We start from the raw sequence: 14,728 nt of genomic DNA, 5'->3' as shown, positions 1-14,728 counted from the left end.
GGGTCATCCGGCGGCACCGCAAGGCGATCGGCGCACCCCGGCGACGCCGGGGCGCCACCTCAACCCGGTGGACAACTGGCCTGCACGGTCACCGCACTGACCTCTTCTCCTCGTTCGCCGAACATTCTGAGGCGACCCGTACGGAGGTCCTCGGACCGAACCACGGCATCGATTGACCTGGTCGGTAGTGATCCATACGCCGTCCTCCACCGCTCCGCTCCACGAGCTGCGGTTTCAGGCTGAAAAAGGCCCGATGATCAGGCGAGACCGAACACAGGCCCCTGCTCGGTGGTCACCGGATCCGAGCGGCCGCCGAACAGACGCCGCCCCGCTTCCTCCCGTCCCGGTTAGCGGGGTATGGCCTCCGGCCTTCGCATCAGGCTGTGGCAGGCGATGGCGGCGGCAGCCACCACGTTCAGGGAATCGACGCCCAGGCCCATCGCGGCCGGGTTCATCGGGATGCAGACCGGCTGGTCGGCCTCGTGCAGCCAGCGGGAGGAGAGCCCGTCCCCCTCGGAGCCCAGGAGCAGGGCGACCCGCTCGGCCATGGCGACCTCGTCCATGGGGGCGGCGGACTGGTCGGGGGTGAGCGCCAGGGTCTGGAAGCCCGCCGTACGGAGCTCCGCGAGGCCGTCGTACCAGTTGTCCATCCGCGCGTACGGGATCACGAAGACCGCGCCCATGGAGACCTTCACCGACCTTCGGTAGAGGGGGTCGGCGCAGCGGGGTGAGAGGATCACGGCCCCGACGCCCAGGGCCGCGGCGCAGCGGAAGATCGCGCCGACGTTGCCGTGATCGACGAGGTCCTCCAGGACCAGGACGCGGCGCGGCGGCGCGGCGTCCCCTCCGGCTGCTCCGGCGCCGCTCGCGTGGCAGGTCCCGCTCAGGACCTCTGCCACGGCGGGCAGCTCCCGCCGTTCCATCGAGGCGAGCGCGCCCCTGTGCACCGGGAACCCGGCGATCTCCTCCATCACGTCGTCGTCCACCACGTGGACCCGGTCGCCGAGGCCGGCCAGGACGTCGGCGAGGGAGTCCACCCAGCGGCGGGTCAGCAGCACCGAGCGGACCGGGTAACCGGCGGCGACGGCGCGGCGGATCACCTTCTCCCCCTCGGCGATGAAGAGGCCGTGCTCGGCCTCCAGGCTCTTGCGGAGCTCCACGTCGCGCAGGTTCGCGTAGTCGGCCAGGCGGGGATCTGAGGCGTTAGGCACCTTCGAATACTGCCATGACCTGCCTGAGCCTCCAGGTCACCGCGTAGGCGAGCAACCCGAGGAAGCAGCCGGCCACCACCCCGGCGCCCATCCTGGTCACGATCGCGGCCCGGCTGTCCGGCGGGAACACCAGCGGCCAGATCACCGTCCCCGCCAGGGTCGAGACGGCGGTCGCCGCCAGGACGCCGAACCGCGCCCGGCGGGAGAGCGCCAGGCGGTCCGGCACCGCCCGGAACTCCATCCGGGCCAGCCCGCGCCTGGCCCACCAGAGTACGACGGCCAGGCCGACGACCGTGGAGACGTACTGGAACACGCGGAACACCGGCAGCAGCCCGGCCACCCGCGCGTCCAGCCAGGACCACCCCCACAGAGCCGAGCTGTAGGAGTGGGTGAAGGAGTCCCACGCCATGTGGGTGAACGCGCCGAGAGCCCCTCCGGCGAGCACGCCGGGCAGGTGGCGCAGGCCGTACCGGCCGGGGACCAGGGCGGCGGCGCGACCCGCCAGGGAAGGGGGCAGGAGCGCGGTCAGGGGGTCGCGGAGGAGTCCGTGGAAGATCACCGTGAGGAGCAGGACGGCGAGGGGCGCCAGGGTGAGGACGCCCTTCACGGAGTGCCAGATCATGTAGTCGGGCAGGAACGGCAGGAAGATCGGCAGGTCGGGGACCATCGCGCCCAGCGCCAGCGCCCAGGGGTCGACCACCCGGCGGACCCGCTCCGAGGAGACGAGCGGCAGCACCGCCGCGATGTGACTGGGTGTGAACGGCACGGCTTTCCCCCGCTGATCGGCTGACTTGTCCCCCGGGGGAGCTTACGTGGCGGGGACCGCCGCCGAGCACCTGTGGACGATGCGGCGGGGTAACGTAACGCGATGCGACAGTTACTGATAGTCACATAACGGAAACCCGGAGGAGCGCCATGACCGAGCGGACGGCCGACCAGAGCAGGACCCGGCAGGCGTCCGGCGGGACCGTCCCGGAGTGGGCTTCGGCCGGCCGGAGCGACGGCGCGGCGGAGGTGGTGCCGGGCGAGGCGTGGCTGCGCGACGCGCGCAGGGCGCGCACCCTGTCGCTGGTCACCTTGGGGTGGCTGGGCGCGGAGAGCGCGCTCGGCATCGCCGCCGGGCTCCGGGCGCACTCGGTCGCCCTGATCGGATGGGGCGTGTGGTCGCTGGTGGAGGCGCTGGCCAGCCTCATCGTGGTCTGGCGGTTCACCGGTTGGCGGACGTCCTCGGCGGAGGCCGAGGAGAAGGCGCGCAGGGCGGTGGCGGTCAGTTTCTGGCTGCTCGCCCCCTATCTGCTGGTCCACGTGGCGCACGACCTGGAGGCCGGCCACCGGGCCGGCTCCAGCGCGCTCGGGATCGCGGTGACGGCGGTCAGCCTGGTGAGCATGCCGCTGCTGGGTGCGGCCAAGCGGCGGCTGGGCGCGCGGCTGCACTCGGCGGCCACCGCGGGCGAGGGCACCCAGAACCTGATGTGCGCGGCGCTCGCCGGAGGGGTGCTGGCCGGGCTCACGCTGAACGGCGCCGGCTGGTGGTGGGCCGACCCGGCGATGGCGGTCTGCCTGGCCGCGACGGCCGTGTGGGAGGGCCGGAAAGCCTGGCGCGGTCACCCCTGCTGTCACTGATCACGGTGACCCCTGCGGGACGCAGACATTCCTTACTGTCACGTACAGTCATCTCCGCACCAAAAGGGGTGTTTTGCCTCGGTAAGTGTTCCCAGTACAGTTCCGTGAATATTGCGGTTTACCTCCCGATAGGGTGACCCGCTAGCTTCATGACACCGAGACCGAAGAGGGCATCGTGGGCGGACGGCACCGGACAGATGAACTCGACGACGGCTATTCCTCGTCTCGCGAGCCGGCCCGTCGCCGTCGGGGCGGGGGCGGCAAGGTGCTGGTCCCGCTGGCGGGGTCGGTCGCCTTCGCCGTCCTGCTCGGGGTCGCCGCCTTCGTGATCATCGACCGGGACCGGGGCGGCTGCTCAGGGGACGAGGTGACGCTCCGCGTCAACGCCTCACCCGACATCCAGCCCGCCCTTGCGCAGATCGCGGACCGCTTCAACAAGGCCGGCCACGAGATCGGCGGCGCGTGCGCGAACGTCAAGGTGAGCAAGGCGGCCTCGGCGACGGTGGCCGCGGGGCTGAGCGGGGGCGGCAAGGCCAGCGCGATGGACCTGTGGATCCCGGACTCGTCCCTGTGGGTGAGCGGCGTCCGCGCGAAGAACCCGTCCGCGCCCAAGCCGTCCGGGTCCGTCGCCCAGTCGCCCGTCGTGATGGCGGCCTCCGGCTCGATGGTCTCGAACCTGAAGAAGAGCTTCGGCGAGGCGAGCTGGAGCGGCATGATCAACGCCACCAACGCGGCCAACGTGGACGGTCCCGGCCGCAAGGTGCGCGTGCTCGCCCTGGACCCCTCGCTCAACGCCGCCGGTCTCGGCGCGCTGCTGGCCGCCTCCGGGGTCGCCACGGCCGCGGGTGTCGGCCAGGAGCAGCTGGTCGGCGCGATGAAGACGCTCTCCGGCTCGACCGTCAAGGACCAGCAGGCCCTCCTGGCCAGCCTGGGCGTGAAGGGCCGCCGCGTCCCGCTGGGCATCTCCTCGGAGCAGGGCGTCTGGGCCTTCAACAACGCCAAGAAGCCCGAGGTTCCGGCGGTGCCCCTCTATCCGGCCGAGGGCACCTTCAACCTGGACTACCCGATCGTGGTCACCACCACCGACGACGGGGTGCGCGAGGTGGCCGAGGAGTTCGCCAAGGAGCTCGGCACCGCCGCAGCCAGGAAGACCCTCCAGGACCACGGTTTCCGCACCCCGGACGGCAAGGGCGGCACGGCCATCTCCGAGTCGGGCGGCTTCCAGGCCAAGGCCCCGCAGGCGCTGGAGATGCCCGACGCCAAGACCGTCGCGCGGATGTCGCAGTCGTGGTCGCGGATGAACCTGGGCACCCGGCTGCTCACCCTGCTGGACATCTCCGGCACCATGGCCCAACCGATTCCGGGCACCGGCCTGACCCGGATGCAGGCGATCAGCAGGATCGCCACCGAGGGCATGAAGCTCTTCCCCGCCAACAGCGAGATGGGGCTGTGGGAGTTCTCCACCCACCTCGACGGCCAGGACGTGGACTACCGCGAGACGGTCTCCGTCGGCCCGCTGACCGAGACCGTGGACGGCGCGCTCCGCAGAGACCTGATCAACCAGAAGCTGGCGACGGTCCAGGCCAAGGCGACCGGTGACACCGGTCTCAACGACACCCTCGCCGCCGCCTACAAGATGATGAAGGACAGCTACAAGAGCGACAAGATCAATACGATCCTCATCCTGACGGACGGCGCCGGCAACGACGATCCCCCGGGGATGAGCGACCAGGAGATCGTGAAGTTCCTGAAGAAGGAGTTCGACCCGGAGAAGCCGGTCAGCATCATCCTCATCGCCTACAGCCCCGACGCGACCAAGGGCAAGCGCCAGATGGACGCCCTGGCCAAGGCGACGAACGGCGACGCCTACATCGCCAGGGAGGTCCTGCAGATCCGCAAGTTCTTCCTGGACGGCATGGCGCGCCGCCTCTGCTCGCCCAACTGCTGATCTTCCTTCCCGCTGTACGGCTGGTGCCCCAGAGGCACCAGCCGTTTCAGTTTCCCCAGCTCATGCCAGGTCGGCATACCAGGACAACCCCCCACGAACGGGTGACGTCCTACGCGTGTGGGGTCTCGGGCGTGGCCCGTGAACGAACCCGTACCGCGGGAGGAAAAATCCGTGCCCGGATGGCCGACCGTCGGCCGAGCCGACGAACAACGACTCGTGGAGGCGCTCCGGCGTGCCGACACCCAGGCGCCCGCGAGCCTCTTCGACGCCTACGCCGAACGCCTCAACGACTACGCCTGCTCCCTGCTGGCCGACCGCGACGGCGCGGCGGAGGCCGTACACGACGCCCTGGTCACCGCCCACGGGCGCGCCGACCTGCTCCACGAGGCCGGGCGCCTGCGTTCCTGGCTGTACGCGCTGGTCCGCTCCCGGTGTGCGGCCCGGTCCCGGGGCGGGCACAGCACGGCGCCGATGCCCGTCGTGGACGGACACGACGACCCCCGGGAGCGTGAGCTCGCCGCGCTGGTCCACGAGGTTCTGGGCGAGCTGGGCAGCGAGGAGCGGGAGGTGCTGGAACTCTCGCTCCGGCACGACCTGGGCACCGGCGAGGCCGGAGCCGTGCTCGGGCTCACCTCGCGGCAGGTCGCCGCCCGGCTCGGCCGTGCCCGCGACCACCTGGAGAACGCCGCCGCCGCGGTCGTGCTCGCCCGGGTCGGCCGGGCGCACTGCCCCGACCTGTCGGCGATGGTCGACTCGTGGGAGGGGCCGCTCACCCCGATGCTGCGCAGGCGGCTCTCCGGCCACATCGCCCGGTGCGAGGTCTGCACCGAGCGCCGGGACCGGCACGTCTCGGCCGTGCGGCTGCTCGACATGGTGCCGGCGGTCTTCCCGCCGCTCTCCCTGCGGCGGCGGGTCGTCGAGACCTGCGTCAACCCCGAGCTGGACGAGGTCCGCGCCTCCATCGTCGAGGCGGGTGGTCCCTTCGACCGCACCGGCTTCCCCGCCGCGGCCGGGCGGCGTCCCGCGGGAGCCTCCGGAGCCCGGCGCCCGGCGCGACGGCGGAGACCGAAGCGGAGCATTCCGGTGATCGTCGCGGCCGTGTGCGTGCTGGCGGCCACCGGAGGCATGATCGCGGTCACCGGGCTGGACCTCAGCCGGGGTCCCGCGGGGGTGGCCGAGGCCGCGCCCGGCTCGGACCCCGCGACGATCACGTTCGAGCCGCCCTCCGAGCCGGCTCCGTCGGATGCCGCACCCGCGGAGGAGACGGCGCCACCGGACACGAGCCCTCCGCCGGAGCCCACCGCGCAGGAGACACGCCCGGGAACACCGGTCGCGGCACCCGCCCCCGGCAGCCGGCGCTCCTCCTCGCCGCGCCCCCGCACCACCCGTCCGCCCGCCTCGCGCCCCTCCCCCGCCCGGCTGGCCGTCTCGTGCCCCTCCGACATCAGCCAGGGCGCCGGGCAGATCCGGCTCACGGCGCGCAACGCCGTCATCGAATGGTCGGCGACCACGTCGGGCGGATTGACCGTCCAGCCCGCCCGAGGGCGGCTGAGGGCAGGAGCGAATGGAGTGATTTGGGTCACTTTTCCCGGACTCGCCGAGAGTGGCGCGGGCCGGGTCTCGTTCCGGTCCAACGGAGGGGGCCCAACCTGCGCGATCTCGTGGGAAGTCCCTGCGCCAACGGCCTCGGAGCCCGCGCCTGATCCTTCCGAGCCGCCCTCGGAGAGCCCCTCCGCGACCTCCAGCCCAGCTCCGGAGATATCTTGACCTTTTGACCACACCTTGGAAGGTGTGCTCACTTCTCTTTGCAATCGGGTAAACCATGGACAGATGCCAGACGTCGGCATTGACGTCCGTCGGGACGGTTGGTCACATGAGGTGGCGATCAGCCGTCCTTTCGTCCATCCCGGGAGCCAGAGATGTCAACCAACCGCAGAGCGTTGAGGTGGATACTCGCTCTGGCATGCCTTTCCGGAGCCGTGCTGGCACTTGCGGAGATCGAGACCCCGTTACGCCTGATTCTGACCCCTATGTTCCTTTTGGTGGTTCCCGGCGCCGCAGTCATGGGACTGTTGCGTGATCGTGACCCGCTTGCGGCACTATCGGTCGGGGCGGCGGCAAGTCTCGTTGTAAACGTCCTCCTTGCCACTGCCATGCTCTCTTTTGACGCATGGTCGCCGCGGGCCGGGGTGGCGACGGTCGCAGTGCTGGGCGGCTTCATCTACGTGCTGCGTGTTTTGTACCGGGGGAGCGGAAGCTTGCAGACCGAACAGGGGGCCAGGTCACGGTGAACATCAGTGTTGTTCGCCCGGGGGACCTCGGCGAGACCGAGATCTCTCGTTGGCGGGAGTTGCAGGGGGCGGATCCCGCCCTTGACAACCCCTTCTTGTCCGTGGAGTTCGCCCTCGCCATGGGGCGGCTGCGGGACTACGTCCGGGTGGCCGTCATCGAGGATGCCGACAAGATCATAGGGTTCTTTCCCTACGAGCGGCACAGCTTCGGGATCGGCAAGCCGCTGGGCGGATTCCTCACCACCTGCCACGGGCTGATCTCGGTCCCCGACCTGAAGCTGGACGCCCGGGCGCTGCTCCGCGCGTGCAGGCTCTCGGTCTTCGACTTCGACCACATGGTGGCGGGCCAGCCGACCTTCGCCGCCCACCAGACCGATGTGCGGCCCGCGCCCGTCATGGACCTCAGCGCCGGTTTCGAGGCCTATGTCGAGCAGGTCCGCACCAACTCCCCCAAAAACTACAAGACGGTCAGATACAAGGAGCGTAAGTTCGGCCGGGAGCAGGGCGGACTCCGCTTCGAGTGGGACTCCTCCGACACCGGGGCCCTGCGCCAGCTCATGCGCTGGAAGTCCGACCAGTACCGCCGCACCGGCCGGGTGGACCGCTTCGCCCAGCCGTGGATCGTCCAGTTGCTCGACGAGATGCACGCCGAGAGGTCTGCCGGCTTCGCCGGCGTGCTGACCATGGTCTACGCCGGTGACACGCCGGTCGCGGGGCATTTCGGACTTCGCACGGCCGACACTCTGGTCGGCTGGTTTCCCGCATATGACATCGAGTTCGCCCGCTACTCACCCGGCATCGTGCACCACCTCCTCATGGCGGAGCACGCGGCCGGCGCCGGCCTGCGTCAGGTCGACATGGGCAAGGGCGGACGCGAATACAAGGGCTGGCTAAAGAGCGGCGATCTTTTCGTCGCCGAGGGGCGCGTCTCTCGCCCGTCGCCGGCGGCCGCCGTTCACTGGATGGGTCGGACACCCGTCAACAAAGCACGCACGATCGTGACCGACCGCCCTGAACTGTATCGACTAGCCGATCGTGTGCTGAAAGGTTTCGGCCGGATGCGCACCTCCGTGCAGAACCAATCGAGCACCGTCGTCAAGGAACCATGGGGAGCCGGTTAGGCCCCCCGAAGTAGTCCCGCATCACACCTCATCCGCCGCCAGGACCCTTTCATGCATCCCTCACCGCATTGGCCATTGCCCTCGATCGTCCCGATCGCGTCTGGCTCCGGGTCCGTCTGGCAGTCGTCTCCGACGACCGACCGAACGGAAGGACATCCGTCACCATGAGTCCCGACATCACCAAGCAGCCCGCCAAGCCTCCGCTCAGGTCGATGCCCCCCATCGAGCGCTTCACCCCGCTCACCCCGCACGTGGCCATCTCACCCACCGTCAGCGTTGTGGTCCCGGCGATGAACGAGGCGGAGAACCTGCCGCACGTGTTCGCCACCCTGCCGCAGTGGATCGACGAGATCGTCCTGGTGGACGGCAACTCGGTGGACGACACGGTCGCGGTCGCCAAGCGGCTGCGGCCCAACGTCCGCGTGGTCACCCAGACCGGCAAGGGCAAGGGTGACGCGCTGGCCGCCGGGTTCGCCGCCTGCACCAGCGACATCATCGTGATGATCGACGCCGACGGGTCCACCGACGGCCGGGAGATCATCCAGTTCGTGGGCGCGCTGGTCACCGGCGCCGACTTCGTCAAGGGCTCGCGCTACGCGGCCGGCGGCGGCAGCGACGACCTGACCTTCACCCGTACGTTCGGCAACAAGGTGCTGACCGGCCTGGTGAACATGATCTACGGCACCCAGTACAGCGATCTCTGCTATGGCTACAACGCTTTCTGGGCCCGCCATCTCGACGCCCTGAACATCGACTGCACGGGCTTCGAGGTCGAGACCTTGATGAACATCAGGGCCGCCAAGGCCGGCCTGAAGATCCAGGAGGTGCCCAGCCACGAGCGCTGCCGGATCCACGGGGAGAGCAACCTCCACGCGGTCCGCGACGGCATCCGCGTGCTGAAGACCATCATCCGCGAATGGCGTGCCAAGCCCACCACCCTGCTGCCCGAGCCGCAGACCGCCACGCCCGCAGCCGACCAGGGTGCCGCCTAGCCATGAAGACCAGCGTCGTCATCTGCGTCTACACCGAGGAGCGCTGGGAGGACATCCGGGAGGCCGTCGCCTCGGTCGAGCGCCAGCGGCGCAAGCCGCACGAGCTCATCCTGGTCGTCGACTACAACCCCGACCTGCACCTGATGCTCAAGCGGGAGTACCCCAACGCGATCGTGGTGGAGAACACGCACGAGAAAGGGCTGTCCGGCGGCAAGAACACCGGTGCGGCGACCGCCTCGGGTGACATCGTGGCGTACCTCGATGACGACGCGGTTGCGGAGCCCGGCTGGCTGGAGGCTTTGGAGGAGGGCTTCCAGGACCCGGCCGTCGTGGGGGTGGGCGGGCTGACCAGACCGCTGTGGGCGACGGGCCGTCGCCCCCGCTGGTTCCCGCGGGAGTTCGACTGGACCGTGGGCTGCACCTATGAGGGAATGCCCACGGTCCGGGCGCCGATCCGCAACGTCATGGGCGGCAACGCGGCCTTCCGCAGGGAGGTCGTGGCCGATACCGGAGGTTTCCACACCGGTATCGGCCGGAGCGTCCAGGGCCGCAAGCCGCGCCCCCTGGGCTGCGAGGAGACCGAGTTCTGCATCCGGCTCTCCCAGCGCATGCCGGGAGCGGTGATGATGTTCGAACCGGAGGCGGTGATCGGCCACAAGGTCTCGGCCGCGCGCGCCCGGTTCTCCTACTTCCGGTCCCGGTGCTACGCCGAGGGCCTGTCCAAGGCACTGGTCACCCAGAGCGTCGGCGCCGGCGACGGCCTGGCGAGCGAGCGGGCGCACGCACTGAAGGCGCTGCCGCTCGGCGCGCTGCGGGGGGTCGGGGAGGCGCTCCGCGGTGACGTGTCCGGCCTCGGCCGGGCCGCCGCGATCGTGGTCGGCCTCGCCTGGACGACCTGGGGTTATGTTGTCGGCTCTCTCCGCCTGAAACTGGGGCAGTCATGATCCGCGTGCCGATCCTGATGTACCACTCGGTCTCCGACCGGCCCACCGCAGAGACGAAACCGCTGGCCGTACGGCCCTCTGCCTTCGCCGATCAGCTCTCCTATCTCAAGGAGAGCGGCTTCACGCCGCTGACCGTGTCCGACCTCGTCGCCTCGCTCCACCGCAACAACGGGCGCTCCCTTCCGGAGCGCCCGATCGTGGTGACCTTCGACGACGGCTACGAGGACTTCCACTCCGAGGCCCTGCCCGTGCTCGAACGGCACTCCTTCCCGGCCACGGTCTTCCTGACCAGCGGGTGGGTCAGCGACGCGGGCAAGGACGCGGCGGGCCGACCGCTCGACAAGACGCTGTCCTGGAACCAGGCCCGCGAGGCCGCCTCCTGCGGCATCGAGATCGCCGGGCACAGCCACAGCCATCCGCAGCTCGACCAGCTTCCCGACGACCAGCTCCGCCAGGAGCTGCGCCGCAACAAGGCCCTGCTGGAAGACAAGATCGGTGCTCCGGTCACCACCATGGCCTACCCGTACGGCTACTCCAGCGCGCGCGTCCGCCGCGAGGTGCGGCGGGCGGGCTACTGGGCCGCCTGCGCGGTGAACAACGCCATCGCCGCCGACCGGCACGACGTGCTCGCGATGCCGCGGCTGACCGTCACCGACAGCACGACGATGCCGATGTTCCGCCGCGCGGTCGAGGGCGACCGGGTCCCGCTGATCTACATCAAGGAGCGCGTGCTGACGAAGGGTTACGCCGTCGTCAGGCGTGCGCGATACGGCTTGCGCAGGGTCCGTGGGCTGGCGTGAGTGACACGTCTGCGGGCGTGGGGGGAGACAGGGACATGAGCGAGCTCGACGAACGGACGATCCGGGACGGCGCGTTCGCGGACGCGGGCCCCGAGATCTTCGGCGGGAGCACCGGAAACACCGGGCCCGGCGTCCTTCGCGGGGATGCCGGGGACCCCGGCCCCGCCGAGGAGGTCCTTCCCGGACCGGCCCGGGAGGGGGCGGCGACGGGACTGCGGGGCAAGCTCCTGCGCGACCTGCGCAACCCGCTGTTCCGCAACGGCTACGCGCTCATGGCCAACACCGCCATCACCGCCGTGCTCGGCATGGGCTACTGGTGGCTCGCCGCGCAGATGTACGACCCGGCCGACTTCGGCCGGGGGCAGGCCGTGATCACCGCGATGCGGCTGTTCGCCTCGCTGACCGCGCTCGGCTTCGTCGGGGCACTGGCCAGGTTCATCCCGGTCGCGGGGAGCCGTACCCCGGAGCTCATCGTCCGGGCCTACGCGATCGCCGGGGCCACCGGCGTGACGGCGGCGCTCGGGTTCCTGGTCACGCTGCCGTGGTGGGGGCCGACCTACGCCGTCCTGGGCGGGTTCGGGCCGGGGTTGTTCTTCCTGTCCGCGGTGCTGGTCTGGTCGGTCTTCACCCTCCAGGACGTGACGCTGGCCGGGCTCCGCAAGGCCACCTGGGTGCCGGTCAACAGCCTGGGCTACGGACTGGTCAAGATGGCCATGCTGGTCGGGCTGGCATACGCGCTGCCCGACGACGGCATCTTCGTCTCCTGGATCATCCCGGCCGCGATGGCGCTGATCCCGATCAACATCTTCATCTTCGGGAAGGTCGTCCCCCGGCACGTCAGGGAGACCGCCTCCACGGTGCCGCCGCCCCGGCTCCCGGAGATCGGCCGCTTCCTGGCCGGCGACTACCCGGGCACGCTCTCGATCCTGGCGATCGTCTACCTGATCCCGGTGCTGATCGCCGCCCAGGTGGACGAGGTGACGTTCGGCTACTTCTCGATGGCCCACACGCTGGGCTGCCTGATCGAGCTGCTGGCGATGAACATGGCGACCTCTCTCACCGTCGAGGGCGCCTTCGACCGGGACGCCCTGGCCGCCAACGCGCGCCGGGCCCTCCGCCGGGCATTCATGATCATCGTTCCCATCGTGGCCGTGACGATCCTCACCGGCCCGCTCATCCTGCGTGTCTTCGGGTCAGGCTTCGCCGACCGGGGTACGTTGCTGCTTCAGTTGATGGCTCTCGCGGTGCTGCCCCGGGTCCTCATCGAGATCTACCTCAGCGGCCTGCGGTCCCGTGGCCAGGCACGCAGGCTGGCGCTCGTCCAGATGGGGCTGGCAGCTCTCGTGCTGGTCAGCACGTTGCTGCTCTTCCCCCATCTGGGAGTGAACGCGGTGGGCTACGCCCTGCTGCTGAGTGAGCTCGCGGTCGCCGCACTGATCTTCAATGGGCTTCGCAAAATGCTCAAATATGGCAAAACTTCGCAATCGGTCGTCGCATCGAGGCCTTCACAGCCCTCATGATGTTAGACGTGAGTCAATCGGCAGGTAATGACGTGACAACGGGGGCGGCGGAGACTGCCGAGGTCGAGAAATCCGACTCCACCGAGCCTGTGCCTGCGGCGGAGGCCTCGCGGGGGGGCGCGCTGCTCCGGACGGCCGCCAGGTGGCTGCCTCCGCTGCTCACCGTCGAGGGCCTGGTCATGTACGTGCTGGCCCTGCGCGTGTCACCCGGGCCGCTGCGCGGCGTCGAGGTGGAGGACATCGACGGGCTCGGGCTGATCTCGGCCCTGCCCGGTGCCGCGTTCGCCGCCATCCTGCTGATGATCACGGCGTTCTTCGTCACCATCGCGCAGAACACCGACCGCAAGTTCCTGCTGCTCTTCCAGATCTCGGCGATCACCTTCGCCCTGCACGGCGCCTCCGCGCTGATCCACGACGAGCCCCGGTTCCACACCGCCTACGTCCACGCGGGCTTCGTGGAGTTCATCGCCCGCACCGGGGAGTCCTCCCCGATCCTGGACGCCCGCTTCGCCTGGCCGGGATTCTTCGCGCTGGTCGCGTTCATCACCAGGGCCGCGGGGATCACCGACCTCACGACGATCATGCAGTGGACTCCGCTGCTGTCCAACCTGCTCTACCTGCTGCCGTTCGTGCTGATCCTGCGCCAGGTGGTCGCCACCACCCGGGCGCGCTGGTTCGCCGCCCTGCTCTTCGTCCTCGTGCAGTGGATCGGCCAGGACTACTTCTCCGCCCAGGGCTTCACCTACGCGATCTACCTGGCCTTCGTGGCGATCCTGCTGCGCTGGTTCGGCAGGGTCGAGCCGCGCGAGACGCCGCCGAAGATCGGCGGCCGGCTCCGACGGCTGCTGACCCGGCTGGACGGGCTGACTCCGGGCGAGCTCAGCCACAGCACCGGCGCCTACGACCGGTCGATCATGCTCGTCCTGCTGATCGGCCTGTTCGTGGCCGCCACGGCCGCGCACCAGATCACCCCCTTCATGATGCTCGGCGTGCTGGCCGGCCTGATCCTGCTGCGGCGCTCCTCGCTCAGCTGGGCCACGCCGTTCTTCTTCGGCCTGATCGTGCTGGCCTGGATCAGCTACCAGACGACCACCTTCTGGAGCGGCCACCTCGAACAGCTCTTCGGCGGGCTGGGCCGGATCCTGGAGAATCTGCAGAGGAACACCGGCGACCGGATCGAGGGCAGCGACCCCGAGCACGCGCTCGTGCTGATGGCCCGGCTCGGCATCTGCGCCGTCATCCTGCTGCTGGCCGCCGCCGGCCTGCTGCGCCGGCTGCGCCGTGGCGTCGGCGACCGGGCCGCCCTGCTGCTGTTGTGCGTCCCGGTGCTCGCCCTGGGACTGCAGAGCTACGGCGGCGAGATCGGCCTGCGGATCTACATGTTCGCGCTGCCCGGCGCCTGCATCCTGGCCGCCTACGCGTTCTTCCCGAACCTCCCCGCGGGCACGGCCGACAACCCCGACGAGACGGTGCCGATCCGCAGGCGCAACATCCGCTTCAACCCGCGGCTGACCCGCCGCATCTCCCTGCTGCTGGCCGCCGCGTGCGCGCTGGCGCTCTCCATGGCGTTCCTGGTCGCCCGCTACGGCAACGAGCAGTTCGAGCGGGTCTCCAGCGGCGAGGTCGCAGCGATGCACTACGTCTACGAGCACGACGAGCCCAGCGCCCGCGTGCTCTACATGGTCCCGCTGATCGGTCCTGAGGTCACGCCCACCATCCCCTGGGGTGAGGAGGACTTCGACAAGATCCGCTACGAGCAGGTGCTCGTGGACAAAAATCCCACGGTGATCTCCTCCGTGATCGACAAGCTCAGGCTCTCGCCGCCCAACACCTATCTCGTGGTCAGCCAGGGGCAGGCCGCCTACCTGCAGCTCAACCACGGCTATCCGGTCGACTGGCAGGAGCGTTTCCGGACGGTCCTGGACTCCGCACCGGCACTCAAGCAGGTCTACGGGAACAAGGACGCCGCGGTCTACGCGCTGCGGTCCCACCCCAAGAACGCCGAGATCCCCGAGCCGGTGAACCTGCGCGGTCCCGGTGACCGCAGCTCGCCGTGGACCCCGGTCGGCCTCGGCGCCCTGGTGGTGGCCTGGGCGGCGCTCTTCGGCTACCAGCTCATCCGCCTGCGCGAACCCGGCCGGGCTTCCAGGGCCAGGCGCCTGCTGGTGTGGACCGCCGTCCCGGCCTTCCTGCTGTCGGTGGCCGTGGTCGCCGAGCGCTTCATCGTGATCGGCCTCAGTACAGGACCATAGGAGACGAGCCTCACAAGCCCGGCCCC

12 protein-coding genes are annotated in these 14,728 nt (G+C 69.9%); 10 read left to right on the top strand and 2 right to left on the bottom strand.

Features of this window, described 5'->3' with window-relative positions:
• Positions 1 to 347 precede the first annotated feature (347 nt).
• Complete coding sequence (locus HS041_RS33050) at positions 348 to 1,211, bottom strand: TrmH family RNA methyltransferase (RefSeq protein ID WP_196444774.1); 864 nt, start codon at positions 1,209 to 1,211, stop codon at positions 348 to 350.
• Positions 1,204 to 1,977 (bottom strand): DUF4184 family protein, encoded by a 774-nt coding sequence (locus HS041_RS33045; protein WP_196444773.1) that lies wholly within the window; start codon positions 1,975 to 1,977, stop codon positions 1,204 to 1,206. The genes HS041_RS33050 and HS041_RS33045 overlap by 8 nt, the downstream gene beginning before the upstream one ends.
• A 149-nt stretch (positions 1,978 to 2,126) precedes the next feature.
• Here HS041_RS33045 and HS041_RS33040 point away from each other — a divergent pair, with 149 nt between their 5' ends.
• The 10 genes from HS041_RS33040 to HS041_RS32995 all read left to right on the top strand — a co-directional run bounded on the left by HS041_RS33040 (position 2,127) and on the right by HS041_RS32995 (position 14,702).
• Positions 2,127 to 2,834, top strand: coding sequence for a cation diffusion facilitator family transporter (locus HS041_RS33040; RefSeq protein ID WP_230880067.1), 708 nt, complete (start codon positions 2,127 to 2,129; stop codon positions 2,832 to 2,834).
• A 265-nt stretch (positions 2,835 to 3,099) separates the two neighbouring features.
• Positions 3,100 to 4,782, top strand: coding sequence for a substrate-binding and VWA domain-containing protein (locus HS041_RS33035; RefSeq protein ID WP_196444772.1), 1,683 nt, complete (start codon positions 3,100 to 3,102; stop codon positions 4,780 to 4,782).
• A 171-nt stretch (positions 4,783 to 4,953) separates the two neighbouring features.
• On the top strand, positions 4,954 to 6,549 hold the full coding sequence (locus tag HS041_RS33030) for an RNA polymerase sigma factor (protein WP_196444771.1): 1,596 nt from the start codon (positions 4,954 to 4,956) through the stop codon (positions 6,547 to 6,549).
• Between the two features lie 212 nt (positions 6,550 to 6,761).
• A complete protein-coding gene (locus HS041_RS33025) occupies positions 6,762 to 7,073 on the top strand; it encodes a hypothetical protein (protein WP_307845560.1) in 312 nt (103 codons plus the stop codon).
• 146 nt (positions 7,074 to 7,219) lie between these two features.
• Complete coding sequence (locus HS041_RS33020) at positions 7,220 to 8,194, top strand: GNAT family N-acetyltransferase (protein WP_307845559.1); 975 nt, start codon at positions 7,220 to 7,222, stop codon at positions 8,192 to 8,194.
• A gap of 164 nt (positions 8,195 to 8,358) precedes the next feature.
• The gene (locus tag HS041_RS33015; protein ID WP_196444768.1) at positions 8,359 to 9,186 is read left to right on the top strand and encodes a glycosyltransferase family 2 protein; all 828 of its coding nucleotides are present in this window, start codon (positions 8,359 to 8,361) and stop codon (positions 9,184 to 9,186) included.
• A gap of 2 nt (positions 9,187 to 9,188) precedes the next feature.
• On the top strand, positions 9,189 to 10,130 hold the full coding sequence (locus tag HS041_RS33010; protein WP_196444767.1) for a glycosyltransferase family 2 protein: 942 nt from the start codon (positions 9,189 to 9,191) through the stop codon (positions 10,128 to 10,130).
• The gene (locus tag HS041_RS33005) at positions 10,127 to 10,930 is read left to right on the top strand and encodes a polysaccharide deacetylase family protein (protein WP_196444766.1); all 804 of its coding nucleotides are present in this window, start codon (positions 10,127 to 10,129) and stop codon (positions 10,928 to 10,930) included. The genes HS041_RS33010 and HS041_RS33005 overlap by 4 nt, the downstream gene beginning before the upstream one ends.
• A 35-nt stretch (positions 10,931 to 10,965) precedes the next feature.
• The gene (locus HS041_RS33000) at positions 10,966 to 12,450 is read left to right on the top strand and encodes a lipopolysaccharide biosynthesis protein (RefSeq protein WP_196444765.1); all 1,485 of its coding nucleotides are present in this window, start codon (positions 10,966 to 10,968) and stop codon (positions 12,448 to 12,450) included.
• Positions 12,451 to 12,482: 32 nt separating this feature from the next.
• Entirely contained in the window at positions 12,483 to 14,702 is a 2,220-nt protein-coding gene (locus HS041_RS32995; RefSeq protein ID WP_196444764.1) for a hypothetical protein, read from the top strand.
• Positions 14,703 to 14,728 lie beyond the last annotated feature (26 nt).

The organism is Planomonospora sp. ID67723 (assembly GCF_015711605.1).
Classification (GTDB): Bacteria; Actinomycetota; Actinomycetes; order Streptosporangiales; family Streptosporangiaceae; genus Planomonospora_A.
Note: the sequence above shows the minus strand (reverse complement) of the source record. Positions and strands in the feature narration are given on the sequence as shown.

Coding starts and splice junctions, on each gene's coding strand:
- HS041_RS33000 (WP_196444765.1), top strand. CDS start 10,966: ATGAGCGAGCTCGACGAACGGACGATCCGGGACGGCGCGTTCGCGGAC.
- HS041_RS33015 (WP_196444768.1), top strand. CDS start 8,359: ATGAGTCCCGACATCACCAAGCAGCCCGCCAAGCCTCCGCTCAGGTCG.
- HS041_RS33040 (WP_230880067.1), top strand. CDS start 2,127: ATGACCGAGCGGACGGCCGACCAGAGCAGGACCCGGCAGGCGTCCGGC.
- HS041_RS33005 (WP_196444766.1), top strand. CDS start 10,127: ATGATCCGCGTGCCGATCCTGATGTACCACTCGGTCTCCGACCGGCCC.
- HS041_RS33010 (WP_196444767.1), top strand. CDS start 9,189: ATGAAGACCAGCGTCGTCATCTGCGTCTACACCGAGGAGCGCTGGGAG.